This window comes from Bradyrhizobium sp. BLXBL-01 (assembly GCF_051853025.1).
Classification (GTDB): domain Bacteria; phylum Pseudomonadota; class Alphaproteobacteria; order Rhizobiales; family Xanthobacteraceae; genus Bradyrhizobium.
On the sequence record NZ_CP182471.1, the window covers coordinates 1569289 to 1587639 of the forward strand.

Here is an 18351-nt window from a genome sequence, read left to right on the forward strand (position 1 = left end):
CGCCCGCTTAAGGCGGGCTCCTCAGGATGAGGATAGAGTTCGCGGCAGCAGTTTCAACGAGAACTGAAGCCGATGAGCCTCATCCTGAGGAGGCGCGTCAGCGCCGTCTCGAAGGACGAGGCGTGCGCGCAGGCCGCTGCTACGAGTCACGGGCGACAAGTCTGGCGTCAGTCCCTCAGCGGCAATTTGGGGATCGCGCCGAAGAGTGCAGCTGCGCTCTTCTGGTTCCGCGTTCCCGTCTTGGCGAGGACGGCCTTGACCTGCGTGCGGATGGTTTCGCGGCTGAGTCCGTGATGCGCGGCGATGTCGCCGATCGTCTGTCCTTGCGCAATTCCGCGCGCAACGCGCGCTTCGCTCGGGGTGAGATCGAACAGGCCACGAATGAGGGCGAGGCTCGGTGCTTGCGAGGCGGCGACCGGTGTCGCGATGAGAAGGCCAACCGCCCCATCGAAGAGATCGCGGGCTTCGCCCGGCATCGCAACGAGATGAAGAACCACGCGATCGAGATCGCTGGTGCGACGCGCGGCGAAGGAGCACACGGCCTTGTCCGGCGCATCGAGTTGAGCAAGGCCGGCGCGCAGCAGGGTGTCGGCCGCGCGGTCCCTGATGGCGATCCGGTCCTTCGGCAGCCATTGCAGAACATCCGTCATGGCTTCGATCAAGGCGTTGGCGGCCAGAACCCGCCCGGAGCGCGTGATCGCGAGGGCCGGTAGGCCGACCAGCGACAACGCCTCGGTTGCCGCGCGCATCCGGGTGAGGCGCCAGCGCGTCGACAGCAAAGCCGCCCGCGCGAGATGGGGGCGAAAGCGGTCGAGAAAATCGAGGTCCTGCCGCGAAAAGGCGGGCCGGCCGGCCAGTCTTTCCATATGGAAGACGATGATCTCACCGGACGGGCTGCGGACCGCCGTCGCGCAAGCATGCTCGAAACCCCACTTCTTGTTCCATTCCACCCGATATGGATCGCGGTCCCATTCTTCCGGCGAAAACACCTCCTGCTCGCCGACGAAGCCTGGATGATCAAGCGCCAGGAGTCTCGGCGTCGTCTCCGTCCGGCTGGAGAGGTCGCTACGCAGGAACGCCGAGAAGGCCTCGCGGATCGACGGCGACGTCACGACACCATTCCAGACACCGGACCACTGATCGGAGTCCGTGGTGATCATGACCATGCCATGCGCGCCCGCGGCATGTGCGATTTGCTCCAGGACATCAGGCCAGAGCTCCGGAACGGTCGCTGCCTCGTGGATGCGGTCCACGATCTGCTCGAAATCGATGCCCGTCATTGCTGCGCTGGACCCATCAGATTCGACCGATCTTTCAGACGCACGGCGTGCATCTTTGCAGGAGCGTTCGTGCTTCGCTCGTCCAAGGCCCTTGATACCAACCCGCTTCAGCGGAACTCAATTGCTACTATTTCCCGGGTGGGCACCAATAGACGCCTAGCAGAAATCATATTCATATTTCAACTATTTGAGAGATATTGCGTTATCCCAGCGTCGCGCGATCTCAGGACCTGGAGGCCCGGGTGATCCGGGCTCCAGCGGGCCGTTGGCGGGGCGTTTCGTGTCTGCTCCGCCGAATAGGGACAGAGTGTCCCAGGGTCACATCCGAGGAGCAACAACATGACCCTACTTCCTGAGCTGGTTACCGCCGGGACCGACCGGCATGTCTTTGCGGTCATGACCAACACGATGCCGCCGCAAGATCCTGATGACGACGAAGAGGATGAGGACGAGCAAGACGATGAAGAAAACCAGACCGACGAACCGGCGGTCGTGCGCGAGCCGGACGAGGACTAGGCAGGACGCTTGGACATAGTCTGAGCTTCGGTGAGCGCGATCTCCAGCCTGCGTGCAGCGCGCTGGTCCGCCCGGCGGCTTTCAAGGTCGGTCTGATTCCGCGGGCAGACGTTGAATGGGCCACGGTTCTCGGCGCCGCAACCTATCGGCGTTCGCGGGTAGAGGAGGTGAGCATGACTCTCATATTGCTTGGAGTGCTCCTTGTTTTCGGAGGCGTGTTCCAAATGGCGTATCAGCCCATTTGGCGAGGCCGGTTCAGCGGTGGGAAGTGGCTTCGCTCCGGGAGTGATACGCTGGAGCCTGAAAGGCCCGGTAGCGGCTTCGGCGTCAAATCGAACTGGCCTGGACTTGTGATGGTCGCGCTTGGCGGCGTTTTCTTGCTGGCCGGAGCTGCCATCTGAGTAGAAGGCAAGACAAGGATACACGATGGGCCGAACCCCGTCGAGCTGGGCCCTGACGGGAGCGTACCGACGTTCGTGGACACCGATATGCTTTGATGCAAGGGTGCGTATATCCTGGACCTGCGCCAAATATTGCTTACGCTCGGGTTGGGAGCATCGGGGATTGGCGATGCAGCGACGGCACTTCATCACGCTTGTGAGCGGTGCGGCAGCCGCCTGGCCGCTCGCGGGGCGAGCACAGCAGGCGCGGCGGCAACACCGCATTGCGTTGGTTCATTCGGGTATCCCTGCTGATCAGTTGACCGAGACTGCTGGCCCCTTCTGGGTGCGGCGGTTTTATCAAACGTTGCGTAAGCTCGGTTATGCCGAAGGCAGCAATATCGTCGTCCAGCGATATTCAGCCGAGGGGCGCTCCCAGCACTTTACGTCTCTCGCCGCTGCCGTCGTTGGCAGCGATCCGCAAGTGATCGTTGTAAATCTTAACGAGCTGATCGAAGCGTTCGCCGCGGCCACGACAACGATACCGATTGTCGCGATCATGGGAGACCCGATCGCGACAGGATTGGTTGCAAACCTCGCGCATCCGGAGGCAACCTGACGGGTGTCAGCATCGATGCAGGTTACGAAATCGTCGCGAAGCGCCTGCAAATCCTGAAGGAGGCGATGCCCTCGGCCGCTAAGGTCGCTTACCTGACATCGTCGCGTACCTTGATGGATACTCCCCTGGGATTGTCGCTTCAGAAGGCAGGGCAGGCCCTGGGCATCGTGCTGAGCTGGAATTTCCTTCCAGAGGTGAACGATGAGCAACTCCGACGGACCTTTGCCGAGTTGACGTCACAGCGGTTCGACGCTGCCATGGTTGACGCGAGCGGCAGCTTTTTGGCACGACGTGCCTCGATCACCGAGCTAGCCGGGAAACTTCATCTTCCGATCATCTATCCCTTCCGCGACTATGCGGATTCGGGTGGGCTGATCAGCTATGCGCCGGATCTCGGTGAGCTTGCCGAACGGCTTGCCGTTGATGTCCACCAGGTTCTCAACGGGACCAGGCCGGGCGACATCCCAATCTACCGGCCCAGCAAATTCCACCTGGTGATCAACCTGAAGGCCGCCAGCGCCCTGAGCCTCGAAATGCCGCCGACGCTGCTTGCGCGTGCCGACGAGGTCATCGAATGAGGAAGCCATTTGCTGCGGTGCAAGGGGCTGAAAACGGCCCTTAACGAAAGTCCGCCTATGCATCTTCAGCATCCGCCGTTGTGGGCAATGCGGACCTCGCTGTCTCGCCCGCGCGTGCTTTGGTCTTGAAGGTACGCCCCCCGAGGCCGCCCGTCCCAATCGCTGGGGACAGACGGCGGCTCGCGAAGGCGCTAGCCTTGGCATCAAGGAGACGACAAGGGAGCGAAGCTTGAGCACCGCGCCGCGCATCGACATCGACCCGGCCGCCTTCTGGGCCGATCCCTATCCGATGCTCGCCCGGATGCGGAAGGAGGCGCCGATCGCGTTCGTGCCGCAGCTCGGCTCGACGCTGCTGGCGAGCCGCGACGACATCTCGATCTCCGAGAAGCAGATCGACGTGTTCTCCTCGCACCAGCCCGCCGGCCTGATGAACAGGCTGATGGGCCACAACATGATGCGCAAGGACGGCGAGGCGCATCTCGTCGAGCGTCGCGCGATGTTTCCGACGGTCTCGCCGAAGACGGTGAAGGCGCACTGGACCGCCCAGTTCCAGGCCCATGCGAATCGCATCATCGCTTCGCTCGAACCGGGCCGGATCGATCTCATGCGCGACTTCGCGCTGCCGTTCTCCGGCGAATGCCTGAAGTCGATCACCGGCCTCACCAATATCGGCTTTCAGGACATGGACGCGTGGTCGCAGGGCATGATCGAGGGCATCGCCAATTATGCCGGCGACCCTGAGGTCGAGGCGCGCTGCCATGCGGCGACCGCGGGCATCGACGCCGCGATCGACGACATCCTGCCGGTGATGCGCAAGAACCCGGACCAGAGCATTCTCGGCGTGCTCCTTAGCTCGGGCATGCCGATGGAGAGCGTGCGCGCGAATGTAAAACTCGCGATATCAGGCGGCCAGAACGAGCCGCGCAAGGCGATCGCCGGCACGGTCTGGGCGCTGCTGACCCATCCCGACCAGCTTGATCTCGTCCTGGGCGGCGAGGTGACCTGGCTGCAGGCCTTCGAGGAATATGCCCGCTGGATTTCGCCGATCGGCATGTCGCCGCGTCGCATCGCCAAGCCCTGGACCATTCGCGACGTCTCGTTCGAGCGCGACGAGCGCGTATTCCTGATGTTCGGCTCAGCCAACCGCGACGAGAAGCATTTTGAGCGCGCCGATCAGTTCGACGTGCGGCGCGACACCTCCAAGAGCGTCGCCTTCGGCGCCGGCCCGCATTTCTGCGCCGGCGCCTTCGCCTCGCGCGCCATGATCGCCGACGTCGCGCTGCCGACATTGTTCGCGCGCGCGGGACGCATCGAGATCGCCGAGGACGAGGAGGTGCGGATCGGCGGCTGGGCCTTCCGCGGGCTGCAGAATCTGCCGGTGAGGTGGCTGCATTAGGCCGGTCGTGCTTGGGGCACGTGGCGCGTCACACGTTCGGTGTCATCGCCCGGCTTGACCGGGCGATCCAGTACTCCGAGACAGTTGTGGTTGAATCGATGGGCCACGGCGTACTGGATTCCCGCCTTCGCGGGGAATGACAGTGGGAGAGGGGGCTTCACACCTCAGCCCTTGATCCGCGATCATGCCATTCTGCTCCTGTTTTGCCCGACGAGTCAAACGCGCTTCGGATAATACGTAAATCATTGTTTTCGCACGCCCCGGCTACTGTGCATGGGGTTGTTTTGCGACACTTTGTGTTCCGTTCGTCTGGCCTGGACAAAATCCGTGCAGCTCTCACATTCGCGTGCAGAAAAATTCCATCCTCATTCGCCTCGCCGCTTGAAAGATTGATCACGCGCGCAGCATGAACCGCAGTGCTCGCATCGCTATTTTCCCAGACGTCTCGACACTTCTGACGGCCCGCACCATCATTCCGCAAACGTGAATGATGACGGCCGCACGCGGCCCGGAGTGTGGAATGCAGCGTCGAGACTTTCTGAAGCTATCGGCTGGAACTGTCGCCGCCGCTGCGTTCGCGTCCCCCGCGATCGCGCAAGGCGCGGTGAAGGAAATTCGTATCGGCTATCAGAAGACCGGCGTGCTGGTCATCACGCGCCAGCAGGCCGCCCTGGAAAAACATTTCACGTCGCAAGGCATCGAGGTGAAATGGATCGAGTTCTCCTCGGGGCCGCCGATGATGGAGGCGATGAACGTCGGCAGCGTCGATTTCGGCGCGGTCGGGGATTCCCCGCCGGTGTTTGCCCAGGCCGCGGGCGCGGCGATCGTCTACGCCGCCGGCCAGCCCATCACCAACGGCCAGGGCATCCTGGTGCCCAAGGATTCGCCGATCCGCGACATCGCCGACCTCAAGGGCAAGCGCATCGGCTTCACCAAGGGCTCCAGCGCTCACAACGTCGTGGTGCAGACGCTGGAGAAGGCGGGCCTCACCTACGCCGATATCACGCCGGTCTACCTGACGCCGCCCGACGCCGGGCCCGCCTTCGCCAATGGCAGCATCGAGGCCTGGGCGATCTGGGATCCGTATTTCGCGATCGGCGAGACCAAGCAGAACGGCCGCATCCTGATCAATGCGCGCGAGGTCACCAAGACCAATTCCTTCTTCATCGCCAACCGCGAGTTCGCGAAGAACCACGGTGCCATCCTGCAGCAGATCGTCGAGGTCACAGCTGCGGCCGGCAAATGGGCCGAGCAGCATCGCGACGAGGTCGCCAGATCGCTCGCCGCGATCACCGGCGTTCCCTTGGATATCCAGACCGTCGCCGCCAACCGCGCGAACTTCGTGATCGGTCCGGTCACCGACGAGATCGTCGCGACACAGCAGGGCGTCGCCGACCGCTTCTACAAGCTCGGCCTGATCCCGAAGCCGATTCATATCCGCGACATCGTCTGGCGCAACCCGGCAGCCTGACCGTGCCGACAACTCTTCCCATTTCCAAAGGTCTGAACATGAGGCGTATCGTTCAACGCATGATCGCAGCCATCGTGCTCTCGATCGGCATCGTCGCCGCCGCTGTCGGCACGACTTACGGCTAGGGGCACATCGATGAGCCAATCCAACGCCAACATCCTCTGGTTCCTGCCGACCCATGGTGACGGCCGCTATCTCGGCACCGGCATCGGCGGCCGCGAGGTCAACTTCAACTATCTGCGCCAGATCGCGCAGGCCGCCGATCAGCTCGGCTATTTCGGCGTGCTGTTGCCGACCGGGCGGTCCTGCGAGGATTCCTGGATCGTCGCTTCCTCAGTCGCGCCGTTCACCGAGCGGCTGCGCTATCTCGTCGCCGTTCGTCCCGGCCTGCAATCGCCGAGCGTTGCCGCGCGCATGACCGCGACGCTCGATCGCATCTCGAACGGGCGGCTGCTCGTCAACGTCGTCACCGGCGGCGATCCCGTCGAGAACAAGGGCGACGGCATCTTCCTCGCTCACGACGAGCGCTACGAGGTCACCCGCGAGTTCCTGAATGTCTACAGCGACCTGCTCGCCGGCAAGACGGTGGACGTCGAGGGCAAGCACATCCATATCGAGGGCGGCAAGCTGCTGTTTCCGCCCGTGCAGTCGCCGCGCCCGCCGCTCTATTTCGGCGGCTCCTCCGATGCCGGCATCGACGTCGCCGTCGACACCGTCGACAAATATCTCACCTGGGGCGAGCCGCCGGCGCTCGTTGCCGAGAAGATCGCCAAGGTGAGGGAGGTCGCGAGCGCGCGCGGCCGAAGACTCTCCTTCGGCATCCGTCTTCATGTCATCGTCCGCGAGACCAATGAAGAAGCCTGGCGCGCCGCGAACGAGCTGATCAAGCATGTCAGCGACGACACCATCGCGCTGGCGCAGAAGAACTTTGCCCGCATGGACTCGGTCGGCCAGCAACGCATGGCGCAGCTACATGGCGGCAAGCGCGACAAGCTCGAGATCGCGCCGAACCTGTGGGCCGGCGTGGGCCTCGTCCGCGGCGGCGCCGGCACCGCGCTGGTCGGCGACGCCCAGACCGTCGCGGCCCGCATCAAGGAGTATCAGGATCTCGGCATTGATACCTTCATCATGTCGGGCTACCCGCATCTGGAGGAAGCCTATCGCTTCGCCGAGCTGGTGTTCCCGCTGCTCGCGCTGGAGCAGCCTTCCAACGTGACCAAGCTGCATTTCAACGGCGGTCCGTTCGGCGAGACGGTCGGCAGCGATTTCCGTCCGCAGCACCGGGTGTCGCAATCATGAGCCTCATCGACAGCATTTCGCTTCCGCGCAGCATCCGCCTGCCGCGCGTCGACGGCCTGATCCAGTGGATCGTGCCGCTCGCCATCATCGCGGTCTGGCAGGTCGCGAGCGTGACCGGCTTCGTGCCGACGCGGGTGCTGCCGGCGCCGAGCGACGTCGTGCTCTCCGGCTGGAAGTTGCTGCTCTCCGGCGAGCTCGTTCGCAACATCTGGGTATCGTTCTGGCGCGCCTCGATCGGCTTCTTGATCGGCGGCAGCATCGGCTTCGCCTTCGGCCTCGCCAACGGCCTGTCGCAGCTCTCGGCCAAGCTCACCGACACCACGCTGCAGATGGTGCGCAACGTGCCGCATCTGGCGCTGATCCCGCTGGTCATCCTCTGGTTCGGCATCGACGAGAGCGCAAAGCTCTTTCTGGTGGCGCTGGGCGTGTTCTTCCCGATCTACCTCAACACGCTGCACGGCATCCGCACCGTCGATCCGCAGCTGATCGAGATGGGCCGCATCTACGGCATGACCGACGGCGAACTGTTCCGCCGCGTCATCTTCCCGGGCGCGCTGCCCTCGATCTTCGTCGGCATCCGCTTCGCGCTCGGCATCATGTGGCTGACCCTGATCGTCGCCGAGACCATCGCGGCCTCTTCCGGCCTCGGCTACATGGCGATGCAGGCGCGTGAGTTCATGCTGATCGACGTCGTCGTGCTCTCGATCCTGATCTACGCGCTGCTCGGCAAGCTCGCCGACAGCGCCTCCCGCGTGCTGGAGCGTCTGACGCTCTCCTGGCACCCCGCCTTCCAGAAACGTTGAGCAGAAATACCGTGAATCAAATGCAGACAGCCCTCCGTACCTCCCTTCCCGAAACCGAGCTCGCCGGCCGCGCCAACTTCGCGCCGCAGGCGCGTGTCGTGCGCGAGGAGCGGCCGGTTCAGGCCAGCGGCCTGCCGCTCAGCATCCGCGGTCTGCGAAAGTCCTTCGGCGACAACGAAGTGCTGCGCGGCATCGACCTTCACATTCCCGCCGGCCAGTTCGTCGCCATCGTCGGCAAGAGCGGCTGCGGCAAGAGCACGCTGCTGCGCCTGATCGCCGGGCTGGAGAAGATCGATGCCGGCAGCATCAGCTTCGGTCAGGAGATCCAGCCCGAGGACATCCGCGTGATGTTCCAGGAGCCGCGGCTGCTGCCCTGGGCCCGCGTGCTCGCCAATGTCGAGGTCGGCCTCGGCCGCGATCGTGCCTCAACCGATGCGCATGCGCGCGCTGAGAAGGCGTTGATCGAGGTCGGCCTCGCCGACAAGCGCGACCAATGGCCCTCGGTGCTGTCGGGCGGCCAGAAGCAGCGCGTCGCGCTCGCCCGCGCCCTGGTCTCGCGCCCACGCGTGCTCGCCTTCGACGAGCCGCTCGGCGCGCTGGATGCGCTGACCCGTATCTCGATGCAGCGTCTGCTGGAGCGGGTCTGGCGCGACCAGGGCTTCACCGCAATCCTGGTGACCCACGACGTTGCCGAGGCGGTCGCGCTGGCCGACCGCGTACTTGTCATCGAGGACGGCCGCATCGCCCATGACGTCACGGTTAACGCCGCCCGGCCGCGCCAGCGCGGCTCGGCCGAGCTGGCAGGCCTCGAAGGCTCGATCCTGAGCCACCTGTTGTCGGCGGACGATCGTACCTAGATAAAGGGAACCCCGCTTTCGGGGAGCAACGCCATGAATGTAGTGCCCCGCGATCTCATGACCGAAATTCCCGTCTCGTCCGCCGATTTCCGCGGCGCCATGCGCCACCTCACCGGCGGCGTCAGCGTCATCACCGCCGGGCGGGGCAAGGACATCACCGGCATGACGGTGACCTCGGTGGCCTCGCTGTCGGTCGAGCCGCCGACGCTGCTGGTCAGCATCAACCGCGACGCCTCGTCGTTTCCGCTGATCCGCCGCCACGGCGCTTTCGGCGTGAACATCCTCAATGCCGACCAGCTTGACGTCGCCGAACGCTTTGCCGGCAAGGGCGGGCTGAAGGGCGCGGATCGCTTTGCAGGCAGCCAGTGGGTGACGGCAGTCTCGGGTGTTCCGCTGCTGGTCGGCGCGCTCTCGGCCTTCGATTGCGAAGTGGAGGAGATCGTCGAGCGCCACTCACACGGCATCGTCATCGGCCGTGTCAGGGACATCAGGAGCTCGACCCGCACCGCCGCCCTGGCCTATTGGCACGGCCAGTACGTGGCGGTCGATCAGGACGAAGACGCGGCCAGGCTCGCTGATGTCAGTCTTCCCGCGCGCGGCCGGCGCGGCATTTGACCGCCGACGGCGCGCCTCGCGCAAGGCTGGTCTTTTCCGCCTCATCGCTCTAGAAGCGCCTGGAGCCGTCCCGCCGGGTCGGCATTGGAGCGGAACGATGAAGCGCATCGCGACCTGGGCCTTCTACGCCATCGGCGCGCTCGCGATCGCCTATCTCGCGCTCTACGCCTATGCGATGTTCTCCGGCTCTCCGATCGTGCCGGGCGATCCCATCCACATTTTCCGCAAGCCGGACGCGCCGAGTTATTCGTAACGGTCTCGTAGGGTGGGTTAGTTTCGTAGGGTGGGCAAAGCGAAGCGTGCCCACCGTTTCTACCCAGCGAAGCCAGATGGTGGGCACGGCGCAAGTGCGCCTTTGCCCACCCTACGGCACCGCGGTTGCGGCAATCACCCCCTTAGAATCGCCAGCGCCAGCGCCTGCGCGCGTGGCACGATGCTGTCGATCTCCAGATATTCCTCCGGCGTGTGCGCGAGCCCGCCGACCGGGCCGAGGCCGCAGATGGTCGGCGTGCCGACCGCGGCGGTGAAGCCGGAATCGGCGCAGCCGCCGGAGAACTCGCCCTGCAGCGTGGTGAGGCCCACCTGCCTTGCGGCCGCCTGGTAGCCCTCGAACAGGGCCTTCGACTCCGCGCTCTGCACCACCGGCACGAACTCGCCCTTGATCGACAGCGTCGCGCTGGTGCCCGGCACATAGGAGGTCGCGACGATCTTTTCGATCGCAGCCATGATCCGCGCGCGATCGGCCGGATCGACATAGCGCAAGTCGATCTGCCCTTCCGCGTAAGGCGCCGTCGTGTTGACGGACTGCCCGCCCGAGACGAGGCCGACATTGAGCGTGATGCCCTTGTCGAGATCGGTGAGCGCGTGGATCTGCACGATCTTGTGCGCGAGCTCGCCAATGGCGCTGACGCCGGCGGCGAAATTGGCGCCGGAATGCGCGGCCTTGCCGGTGATGGCCATGTGCATGAAGATGCCGCCCTTGCGCCCGGTCACGACGTTGCCAGTCGGCCGGCCCGGCTCGGAATTGAACACCGCGCGGGCCGCGCGTCCCTCGCGCTCGATCACGGGGCGCGAGGAGGGCGAGCCGATCTCCTCGTCCGAGGTGATCAGCACCTTGATCGGATGCGGTGAGCCGCCGAATTTGTGGAAGGCGGTGGCCACGAACACGTTCATGACGAGGCCGGACTTCATGTCGGCGACACCGGGTCCATAGGCGCGGCCATCCCGGATCGTGAACGGCCGCCGCCCGGCTTCGCCCTTGCCGAACACGGTGTCGCGATGCCCCATCAACAGGACCGGCTTCTCGTTGCTGCCGGGCTTTGCCACCTCGGCATGGATCGCGTCGCCGAAGGTGGCGTTGGCTTCGCGTCGGAACGGAATGCCGTGCTCGGCAAAATGCCGCTCGAACCGCGCACCGACCGTATCGACGCCTTCCTTGTCGTAGGAGCCGGAATCGATGTTCACGACGTCGCGGAGCAGGTCGATCATCGCCTGCTTCTGCGACGCCAGCCAATCCGTGATTTGAGCTTCAGACATGTGGTTCCTCGCGTGGTTTTCGGGCGGGTTATAGGGCCTGATGCGCGGATGGCCTAGTCGCGTGGCGCGATCCCGTTATGCGACGAGCGCTCTCAACGCGTCATTGCGAGCGCAGCGAAGCAATCCAGAGTCTTTCCGCGGAGGAATTCCGGATTGCTTCGCTGCGCTCGCAATGACGTGCTGGCGGCCTGCATCAAGCAAAAATGCCCGGGTCTAGCCCGAGCATTCGTCGTCAGCTCGTGTGCTTCGAGGGATCACGCCCCCATCATCGGCATCCGCGGATATTCACCGGGCGTGCCCGCCGGCGGGATCGGAATGCCGCCGTCGGCATATTCGTTGAGCTTGTTGCGCAGCGTGCGGATCGAGATGCCGAGGATGTTGGCGGCATGGGTGCGGTTGCCGAGGCAGTGCTTCAGCGTCTCCAGGATCAGGTCGCGCTCGACGTCGGCGACGGTGCGCCCCACCAGCGCGCGCGTCACCTGCTCGGCGGCCATGGTGGCATGCGCTACCGCCGGTGCGGTCTTGGCGAGGTCGAGGCGGTCGCCGTCCGGCGTGATGATGGCGTCGGGTCCGATCTCGTCGCCCTGCGCCATCAGCACCGCGCGGTGCATGGTGTTTTCGAGCTCGCGGACGTTGCCCTGCCAGCGGTTGGCGGAGAGCACGCGGCGCGCCTCGGCCGAGAGCGGGCGCATCGGCACGCCGTTGGCCTCGGCGTATTTCTTCACGAAATGCTGAGCGAGCTCGAGGATGTCGGCGGGACGCTCGCGCAGCGGCGGAATCTTCAAGTTCACGACGTTGAGGCGGAACAACAGGTCCTCGCGGAACGTGCCCTCGCGCACGGCTTCCGCCAGGTTGCGGTTCGAGGTCGCGATGATGCGGATGTCCACCGGTACCGGCTTGGTGCCGCCGACGCGATCGATCACGCGCTCCTGGATGGCGCGCAGCAGCTTGGATTGCAGTCGGACGTCCATCTCGGAGATTTCGTCGAGCAGCAGCGTGCCGCCGGTCGCCTCCTCGAACTTGCCGATGCGGCGGGCGACCGCGCCGGTGAAGGCGCCCTTCTCGTGGCCGAACAGCTCGGATTCCAAGAGATGCTCGGGGATCGCGGCGCAGTTGATCGAGATGAACGGACGCTTGGCGCGGGCCGAGCGAGTGTGGACGTAGCGGGCCAGCACTTCCTTGCCCGTGCCGGATTCGCCGGTGATCATCACCGAGGCGTCGGAGCCGGCGATCTGCTGGGCGAGCTTGATCACCTTCGCCATCGCATCGTCACGATAGACCAGTTCGCGGGAATCATTGGCGACGGCGGCGAGCACCGCGGCGATCAGTTCCGGATCCGGCGGCAGCGGGATGTATTCCTTGGCCCCGGCATGGATCGCAGCGACGGCGGCGCGGGCGTCGTTGGTGATGCCGCAGGCGACGATCGGGGCGTGGATGTGCTCGGCTTCCAGCCGCAGCACGAGGTCGCGGATGTCGAGCGCGACGTCGACCAGCAGGAGGTCGGCGCCCTTGCCCCCGCGCAGCACGCGCATCGCCTGCTCGTGATCCTCGGCATGGGTCACGGTGGCGCCGTTCTCCATCGCGATCTTGGTGGCGGTGGTGAGCTGGCCCTTCAATGTGCCAACGATGAGAAGCCGCATGTCAGTCTCCTGTCCGTCTGTTCGCGCCGGCGCGCGTCATGTCCTTGCGTGTCAGCCGCGGTCGGCCTTGATGATTTCCGTCATGGTCACGCCGAGCTTGTCCTCGACCAGGACGACCTCGCCGCGGGCGACCAGCTTGTTGTTGACGTAGATGTCGATGGCCTCGCCGACACGCCGGTCGAGCTCGAGCACGGTGCCGGGTCCGAGCTTCAGGAGCTCGCCGACGTCCATCTTGGAGCGGCCGAGCACGGCCGAGACCTGCACCGGCACGTCGAACACCGCTTCGAGGTCGGCGGCGGCGCGCGCCGCATATTCGTCCTCGTTGTAGCCGACATCGGTGCCGGCAGGCGGCATCGGGCCGTTGAGATCGGGCAGCGGGACCTGTCCGTCAGTGTCGCTCATGGCTTAGCTCCCCCTGCGGGACGCGATGTAGCGTCCGACCATTTCGTCGATCTTGGCCGCGATGGCGCCGCGCTCCAGCACGACGCCGCCATCGGCCCATTCGATCCGGCAGTCGCCGGTGGCAATGTCCGGCTCGGCCAGGATCACCAGCCGGCCCTCGAAGCCGCTCTGCTTGGCGAGCCGCTCGATCCTCTCGCGTGCGCTGTCGTAGAGCGCATCGTTGATGCGGACGACGAGATGCGGCGTCGCGACCAGATGCGAGAAGCAGTCCTTGACCAGCGCGATGATCTCGCCGAGCGGCTCGGCGGCCACGAGGTCGGCGCACAGCTTGCGCGCCACCGCGACCGCGACCTCGACGGCCTCCGTCTCCATCCTGGTTTCGATGTTGCCGATTCCGGCGGCGACGCCGCGGATGGCGATGTTGATCTCTTCCATCGCGAGCGCGACGCGGCGGTCGCTCTCGGCCTTGGCCTCGCGCTGGCCGGCGGCAAAGCCGTCCTGATAGGCGCGCGCCTCGGCTTCCGCGACCTTCTGCGCGATTTCGGCCGCGGTCGCGGCCTTCTCGCGCGGCGAGCGCTCGGGCGCCGCGAAGTCGGTATCGAACAGGAATTTTGCCGGAGCGGCCATCAGTACACCAGCTCGTCGTCGGCGCGGTTCTTGGTCAGCATGATCTCGCCCTTGGCGGCGAGGTCCTTGGCGAGATTGACCAGCAGCGCCTGGGCCTCGTCGACATCGCGCAGGCGCACGGGCCCCATCGCGGCCATGTCGTCCTGGAGCATCTTGGCCGCGCGCGAAGACATGTTGCCGAAGAAGAAGTTGCGGACGTCCTCGTTGGCGCTCTTGAGCGCGACGCCGAGCTTGTCCTTGTCGACGTTGCGCATCAAGGTCTGGGCCGAGCCGGAATCCAGCTTCACCAGGTCGTCGAAGGTGAACATCAGCGCCTTGATCCGTTCGGCCGATTCCCGGTTGTCCTCTTCCAGCGAGGTGATGAACCGGGTTTCGGTCTGGCGGTCGAAATTGTTGAAGATTTCCGCCATCACCTCGTGGGCGTCGCGGCGGCGGGTCTGCGACAGGTTGGACATGAATTCGGTGCGCAGCGTCTTCTCCACGCTCTCGATCACCTCCTTCTGCACCGCCTCCATCTTCAGCATGCGGTTGACGACGTCGAGCGCGAGATCCTCGGGGAAGATGCCGAGCACGCGCGCGGCATGCTCCGGTTTCAGCTTCGACAGCACCACCGCGATGGTCTGCGGATATTCGTTCTTGAGGTAGTTGGCGAGAACCTCTTCCTGCACGTTGGAGAGTTTCTCCCACATGTTGCGGCCGGCGGGGCCGCGGATCTCGTCCATGATGCCGTTGACGCGTTCCGGCGGCAGGTATTGCTGCAGCAGCCGCTCGGTGGCGTCGAAATTGCCCATCAGCGCGCCCGAGGCCGACATGCGCGAAACGAATTCGAGCAGCATGTCCTCGACCGTGTCGACCTCGACGGTGCCGAGCGTCGACATCTCCAGCGAGAGCTGGCGCACCTCGTCGTCGTCGAGCAGGCCCCAGATCTTGCCGCCATATTGCTCGCCCAGCGCCAGCATCAGGATCGCGGCGCGGCGCGGACCGGACAGCTGCGCGGCGCCCTTGCCGTCGGCGGCACGGCTGCCGGCGCGCTGACCGAGCGTGGAGATCACGCTGGTGATGTCGTTGGAGTTGGCGTTTTGCAAGGAGGCGGCCATGTCAGATCACTTCTTGATTTACTTGGCGGTTACTTGGTTGGCTCGGTGAGCCATTGGCGAATGATGGCGACGGTTTCGTTGGGATTGCGTTCGGCGAGCTCGCCGACGCGGTGAACTGACTGGGCGTGGACCTGGCCCTGGATGGTGGCGACGTCGATGGCGCTGGCGGCGCCGCTCGGCAGCAGCGGCTGGCTGGCCGGCGCAGCCTCTTCCGAAGCGGCGGGGCCACTCAGCACGCCGGAGATGGCGGCGGCGACTTCGTCCGAGGCGAGAATGCGCTTGACCAGCGGGCGGATCACCAGGAACAGCACGACGAGGCCGAGCAGCATCATCACGCCGAGCTCGACGAAGTACATGACGTCGTCCTTGGTGAACTGCAGCATGCCGAGGAAGCCTGAGGGCTCGCCGATCGGGGCGGTGGAGGGCGCGTCGGCGAAGCGCAGGTTGACGACCTCGACCTGGTCGCCGCGCTTCTGGTCGAAGCCGATCGCCGAGCGCACCAGGGTGGCGATGCGGTCGAGCTGCTCCTTGGTGCGGTCCTGGTAGGCGAGCTCGCCCTTGTCGTTCTTGGTGTAGATGCCGTCGACCAGCACCGCGACCGAGATGCGGTTGACGCGGCCGGCCTCGGTCACCTCGGTCTTGGTGGTGCGGGAGATCTCGTAATTGTTGGTCTCCTCGGTCTTCTTGCTCTGGTCCTTGGCCGCGACGCCGTTGTTCTGCTGGTTGCCGGGCAGCTCGTTGTTGACGGTGACCTGGCCGTTGTTGTCGGCGGTCATGCTCTGCTCTTCGCGGGTTTGGCTCGAGCGCAACACGCGGCCTTCGGGGTCGAACTTGTCCGAGGTCTGGGTGACCTTGTTGAAGTCGAAATCGGCGGAGAGCTGCACGCGGGCGCGGCCCGAACCGACCACCGAGGAGACGATGTCCTCGACCTGCTTGCGCATCCGCTTCTCGAAGGAGATGCGGCGTTCGTCGCCGAGCGCCTGCTCCGGATCGGTCTGGGCGCCGTCGGCGAGCAGCTGGCCGGCCTCGTCCACGATCGAGACCCGCTGCGGCTTCAGGCCGTTGACGGCGGAGGCGACGAGGTGGCGGATGGCACGGATCTGCTGGGCTTCCAGCGCGCCGCGGACGCGCACCACGATCGAGGCCGACGGCTCCGGCGCCTCGCGGGCGAACAGCGGCCGCTCGGGCAGCACCAGGTGGACGCGGGCGGCCTGGATGCGGTCGATGGCGCGGATGGTGCGGGCGAGCTCGCCCTCGAGCGCGCGCAGATGATTGATGTTCTGGACGAAGGAGGTGGTGCCGAGCGCGTCCGATTTGTCGAACACCTCGTAGCCGACGCCGCCGCCCTTGGGCAGGCCGCCCTCGGCGAGCTTCATCCGCAGCCGCGTGACCTTGTCCTTGGGCACCATGATAATGGAGCCCTCATTGCGGATCTCGAACTGGATGCCCTGGCGTTCCAGGTCCTTGATGATGCTGGAGGAATCTTCGACGGACAGGTCCGTGAACAGCGTCGTCATCTGCGGCGTGGTGACGCGCATGATGACGAAGGCGAAGAAGCCGATGAGCGCGGCGGTGACCGCGATCATCGCCCCGAACCGGGCGGCGCCGATACTTTTTAAGAAGTCCCCAAGACCTTGCAAGCAACCGCCCCGACCAATCCGACCCGCAACCGAGCGGCCGACTGGGCAATTATTGCCTAGGTGATGGTTTCGATATGGTTAACGAAGGTTAAGAGGTCGGACAAAAGTGCATCATGAAAAAAATCGGCCTCGCAGGGCGAGGCCGATTTTCGTCAAAAGCCGCAGATTTCCGGATCGCCTACTGGCGATATTGCTGGATGCGGGTGGTGCGAAGACCCGCCAGACCATGCTGGTCGATGGAAAACTGCCAGGAGAGGAATTCGTCGACCGTCAGGGTATAACGGCTGCAGGCCTCCTCGAGGGAGAGAAGTCCGCCACGGACAGCGGCGACGACTTCGGCCTTGCGGCGGATGACCCAGCGTTTGGTGCCGGGTGCAGGCAGGTCCGCGATCGTCAACGGACTGCCGTCCGGCCCGATGACGTATTTCACCCTCGGGCGATGGGGTTCTGTCATGGCGTACTCACAAACTCTCAACCACTGAACTCACGCCGTAACCGTAACCCCCGCGGCTTAAAAATCCGCTAAGCCTAAGGGTTCAATACAATTCTCGTTGAAACTTGCGGGAACGCGGCCTGCGCGGCGGCCGGCAGACGCAATCTCGGCCGGCTGAGCGGGGCAAAAAGTAAATACTTTACTAACGAACGGGGCCTGCGGTGGTGTTGCGGAGGTCCTGATAGTCATCCCGGGGCGCGCGGAGCGCGAGCTATGATGCGCAATTGCGCATCTGAGGACCCATAACCCCAGGGAGTAGTTTGACGAAGACTCGGGGTTACGACCTCATGCGAAAACAACGTCCTGGGGTTATGGATCCCCGCCCCCGTGCGCAATTGCGCACTAGGCGGGGATGACTTCTCGGATGTGGCTCGCCCGTTCGCCTCAATTGCTCGTCGTCGCAATAATGCTCTTCACCTGGCTCAGCGTGTAGCTGGCGCCGTCGATGGTGAGCAGCGGCGGCGACTGGGTCAGGTCGACCGACGACACCACGCCCTGCACCTGCGCGGCGATGCCGACATTGTTGTTCGCGACGTCCTTGCCCGTGGCCGAGATCGTGTACTTGCCGTCCGGCCATTGCGTGCCGTCATTGCCCATGCCGTTCCAGGTGAAGGGGATGTCGGTGCCGGCGGCGGCGCTATATTTGCCGGTGAACACGGTCTGGCCGCTGGAATTGGCGATGGTGATGTCGACGGTGGAATCGGTCGGCACGTTGAGATGCCAGGTCGCCGACGAGTTCTTCATGGTCGCGGTCGAACCGTCGACCAGCGCGGTCTTGCCGACGAAGCCCAGCGCCTGGGTCGCTTGCGTGGTCTGCTGCAGGGTGACGAGCTGCGACAGCGCATCGTTGGTCTTGAGCTGCTGCTCGACGCCGGCGAACTGCACCAGCTGCTGGGTGAACTGGTTGGTGTCGAGCGGATCGAGCGGGTTCTGGTTCTGCAGCTGCGTCGTCAGCAGGGTCAGGAAGGTCTGGAAATTGCCGGCGAGCGCCGACCCCGTGGTCGAGCTCATCGACGAATTCGACGAGGATTTCGGAATGTCGGTCGTTCCGGAGACGACCGCGGGCGCAGTGGCGGCATTCGTGGTGGTCATTGCCTGATAC

Annotated in this window: 20 protein-coding genes; 11 read left to right on the top strand and 9 right to left on the bottom strand. The window is 64.8% G+C overall.

From position 1 onward, the window contains the following. Positions 1–167 precede the first annotated feature (167 nt). Positions 168–1280, bottom strand: coding sequence for a helix-turn-helix transcriptional regulator (locus ACNJYA_RS07420; RefSeq protein ID WP_439402309.1), 1113 nt, complete (start codon positions 1278–1280; stop codon positions 168–170). Positions 1281–1619: 339 nt separating this feature from the next. On the opposite strand from ACNJYA_RS07420, the gene ACNJYA_RS07425 reads away from it, so the two are divergent. The 11 genes from ACNJYA_RS07425 to ACNJYA_RS07475 all read left to right on the top strand — a co-directional run bounded on the left by ACNJYA_RS07425 (position 1620) and on the right by ACNJYA_RS07475 (position 10067). After that, on the top strand, positions 1620–1796 hold the full coding sequence (locus tag ACNJYA_RS07425) for a hypothetical protein (protein WP_439402310.1): 177 nt from the start codon (positions 1620–1622) through the stop codon (positions 1794–1796). Positions 1797–2360: 564 nt separating this feature from the next. Next, a complete protein-coding gene (locus ACNJYA_RS07430) occupies positions 2361–2795 on the top strand; it encodes an ABC transporter substrate binding protein (protein ID WP_439402311.1) in 435 nt (144 codons plus the stop codon). Between the two features lie 29 nt (positions 2796–2824). Further along, on the top strand, positions 2825–3373 hold the full coding sequence (locus tag ACNJYA_RS07435) for an ABC transporter substrate binding protein (RefSeq protein ID WP_439403389.1): 549 nt from the start codon (positions 2825–2827) through the stop codon (positions 3371–3373). 229 nt (positions 3374–3602) lie between these two features. Next, the gene (locus ACNJYA_RS07440) at positions 3603–4769 is read left to right on the top strand and encodes a cytochrome P450 (protein WP_439402312.1); all 1167 of its coding nucleotides are present in this window, start codon (positions 3603–3605) and stop codon (positions 4767–4769) included. A gap of 520 nt (positions 4770–5289) precedes the next feature. Continuing rightward, entirely contained in the window at positions 5290–6240 is a 951-nt protein-coding gene (locus tag ACNJYA_RS07445) for a sulfonate ABC transporter substrate-binding protein (protein WP_439402313.1), read from the top strand. Between the two features lie 2 nt (positions 6241–6242). After that, complete coding sequence (locus ACNJYA_RS07450) at positions 6243–6365, top strand: hypothetical protein (RefSeq protein ID WP_283813578.1); 123 nt, start codon at positions 6243–6245, stop codon at positions 6363–6365. Between the two features lie 10 nt (positions 6366–6375). Next, the gene (gene ssuD / locus ACNJYA_RS07455) at positions 6376–7539 is read left to right on the top strand and encodes an FMNH2-dependent alkanesulfonate monooxygenase (protein WP_439402314.1); all 1164 of its coding nucleotides are present in this window, start codon (positions 6376–6378) and stop codon (positions 7537–7539) included. Continuing rightward, a complete protein-coding gene (ssuC, locus tag ACNJYA_RS07460; RefSeq protein WP_439402315.1) occupies positions 7536–8342 on the top strand; it encodes an aliphatic sulfonate ABC transporter permease SsuC in 807 nt (268 codons plus the stop codon). The genes ssuD and ssuC overlap by 4 nt, the downstream gene beginning before the upstream one ends. 20 nt (positions 8343–8362) lie before the next feature. After that, positions 8363–9199 (top strand): ATP-binding cassette domain-containing protein, encoded by an 837-nt coding sequence (locus ACNJYA_RS07465; protein ID WP_439402316.1) that lies wholly within the window; start codon positions 8363–8365, stop codon positions 9197–9199. A gap of 33 nt (positions 9200–9232) precedes the next feature. Next, complete coding sequence (locus ACNJYA_RS07470; protein ID WP_172784668.1) at positions 9233–9814, top strand: flavin reductase family protein; 582 nt, start codon at positions 9233–9235, stop codon at positions 9812–9814. 97 nt (positions 9815–9911) lie between these two features. Next, positions 9912–10067, top strand: a complete 156-nt coding sequence (locus ACNJYA_RS07475) for a hypothetical protein (protein ID WP_172784667.1) — start codon at positions 9912–9914, stop codon at positions 10065–10067. A 134-nt stretch (positions 10068–10201) separates the two neighbouring features. On the opposite strand, the gene ACNJYA_RS07480 is transcribed toward ACNJYA_RS07475, so the two are convergent. The 8 genes from ACNJYA_RS07480 to ACNJYA_RS07515 form a co-directional block, all read right to left on the bottom strand. Then, a complete protein-coding gene (locus tag ACNJYA_RS07480; RefSeq protein WP_439402317.1) occupies positions 10202–11350 on the bottom strand; it encodes a M20 family metallopeptidase in 1149 nt (382 codons plus the stop codon). Between the two features lie 254 nt (positions 11351–11604). After that, entirely contained in the window at positions 11605–12990 is a 1386-nt protein-coding gene (gene flbD / locus ACNJYA_RS07485) for a sigma-54-dependent transcriptional regulator FlbD (RefSeq protein ID WP_212254343.1), read from the bottom strand. A 51-nt stretch (positions 12991–13041) separates the two neighbouring features. Beyond that, complete coding sequence (fliN, locus tag ACNJYA_RS07490; RefSeq protein ID WP_172784664.1) at positions 13042–13392, bottom strand: flagellar motor switch protein FliN; 351 nt, start codon at positions 13390–13392, stop codon at positions 13042–13044. 3 nt (positions 13393–13395) lie between these two features. Continuing rightward, on the bottom strand, positions 13396–14019 hold the full coding sequence (locus ACNJYA_RS07495) for a FliH/SctL family protein (protein ID WP_172784663.1): 624 nt from the start codon (positions 14017–14019) through the stop codon (positions 13396–13398). After that, positions 14019–15116 (bottom strand): flagellar motor switch protein FliG, encoded by a 1098-nt coding sequence (gene fliG / locus ACNJYA_RS07500; RefSeq protein ID WP_172784662.1) that lies wholly within the window; start codon positions 15114–15116, stop codon positions 14019–14021. Before fliG ends, ACNJYA_RS07495 begins: the two co-directional genes overlap by 1 nt. Before the next feature lie 29 nt (positions 15117–15145). Continuing rightward, positions 15146–16756, bottom strand: coding sequence for a flagellar basal-body MS-ring/collar protein FliF (gene fliF / locus ACNJYA_RS07505; RefSeq protein ID WP_212254344.1), 1611 nt, complete (start codon positions 16754–16756; stop codon positions 15146–15148). Positions 16757–16934: 178 nt separating this feature from the next. Further along, positions 16935–17210 (bottom strand): CtrA inhibitor SciP, encoded by a 276-nt coding sequence (gene sciP / locus ACNJYA_RS07510; RefSeq protein ID WP_002714638.1) that lies wholly within the window; start codon positions 17208–17210, stop codon positions 16935–16937. Between the two features lie 423 nt (positions 17211–17633). Further along, on the bottom strand, positions 17634–18341 hold the full coding sequence (locus ACNJYA_RS07515; RefSeq protein WP_439402318.1) for a flagellar hook assembly protein FlgD: 708 nt from the start codon (positions 18339–18341) through the stop codon (positions 17634–17636). Between the last annotated feature and the right edge of the window lie 10 nt (positions 18342–18351).

Bases quoted from the DNA above. Each gene is read 5' to 3' on its own strand.
- ACNJYA_RS07420 (WP_439402309.1), bottom strand. From the start codon at position 1,280: ATGACGGGCATCGATTTCGAGCAGATCGTGGACCGCATCCACGAGGCA.
- ACNJYA_RS07425 (WP_439402310.1), top strand. From the start codon at position 1,620: ATGACCCTACTTCCTGAGCTGGTTACCGCCGGGACCGACCGGCATGTC.
- ACNJYA_RS07445 (WP_439402313.1), top strand. From the start codon at position 5,290: ATGCAGCGTCGAGACTTTCTGAAGCTATCGGCTGGAACTGTCGCCGCC.
- ssuD (WP_439402314.1), top strand. From the start codon at position 6,376: ATGAGCCAATCCAACGCCAACATCCTCTGGTTCCTGCCGACCCATGGT.
- ssuC (WP_439402315.1), top strand. From the start codon at position 7,536: ATGAGCCTCATCGACAGCATTTCGCTTCCGCGCAGCATCCGCCTGCCG.
- ACNJYA_RS07465 (WP_439402316.1), top strand. From the start codon at position 8,363: ATGCAGACAGCCCTCCGTACCTCCCTTCCCGAAACCGAGCTCGCCGGC.
- ACNJYA_RS07470 (WP_172784668.1), top strand. From the start codon at position 9,233: ATGAATGTAGTGCCCCGCGATCTCATGACCGAAATTCCCGTCTCGTCC.
- ACNJYA_RS07475 (WP_172784667.1), top strand. From the start codon at position 9,912: ATGAAGCGCATCGCGACCTGGGCCTTCTACGCCATCGGCGCGCTCGCG.
- ACNJYA_RS07480 (WP_439402317.1), bottom strand. From the start codon at position 11,350: ATGTCTGAAGCTCAAATCACGGATTGGCTGGCGTCGCAGAAGCAGGCG.
- flbD (WP_212254343.1), bottom strand. From the start codon at position 12,990: ATGCGGCTTCTCATCGTTGGCACATTGAAGGGCCAGCTCACCACCGCC.
- fliN (WP_172784664.1), bottom strand. From the start codon at position 13,392: ATGAGCGACACTGACGGACAGGTCCCGCTGCCCGATCTCAACGGCCCG.
- ACNJYA_RS07495 (WP_172784663.1), bottom strand. From the start codon at position 14,019: ATGGCCGCTCCGGCAAAATTCCTGTTCGATACCGACTTCGCGGCGCCC.
- fliG (WP_172784662.1), bottom strand. From the start codon at position 15,116: ATGGCCGCCTCCTTGCAAAACGCCAACTCCAACGACATCACCAGCGTG.
- sciP (WP_002714638.1), bottom strand. From the start codon at position 17,210: ATGACAGAACCCCATCGCCCGAGGGTGAAATACGTCATCGGGCCGGAC.
- ACNJYA_RS07515 (WP_439402318.1), bottom strand. From the start codon at position 18,341: ATGACCACCACGAATGCCGCCACTGCGCCCGCGGTCGTCTCCGGAACG.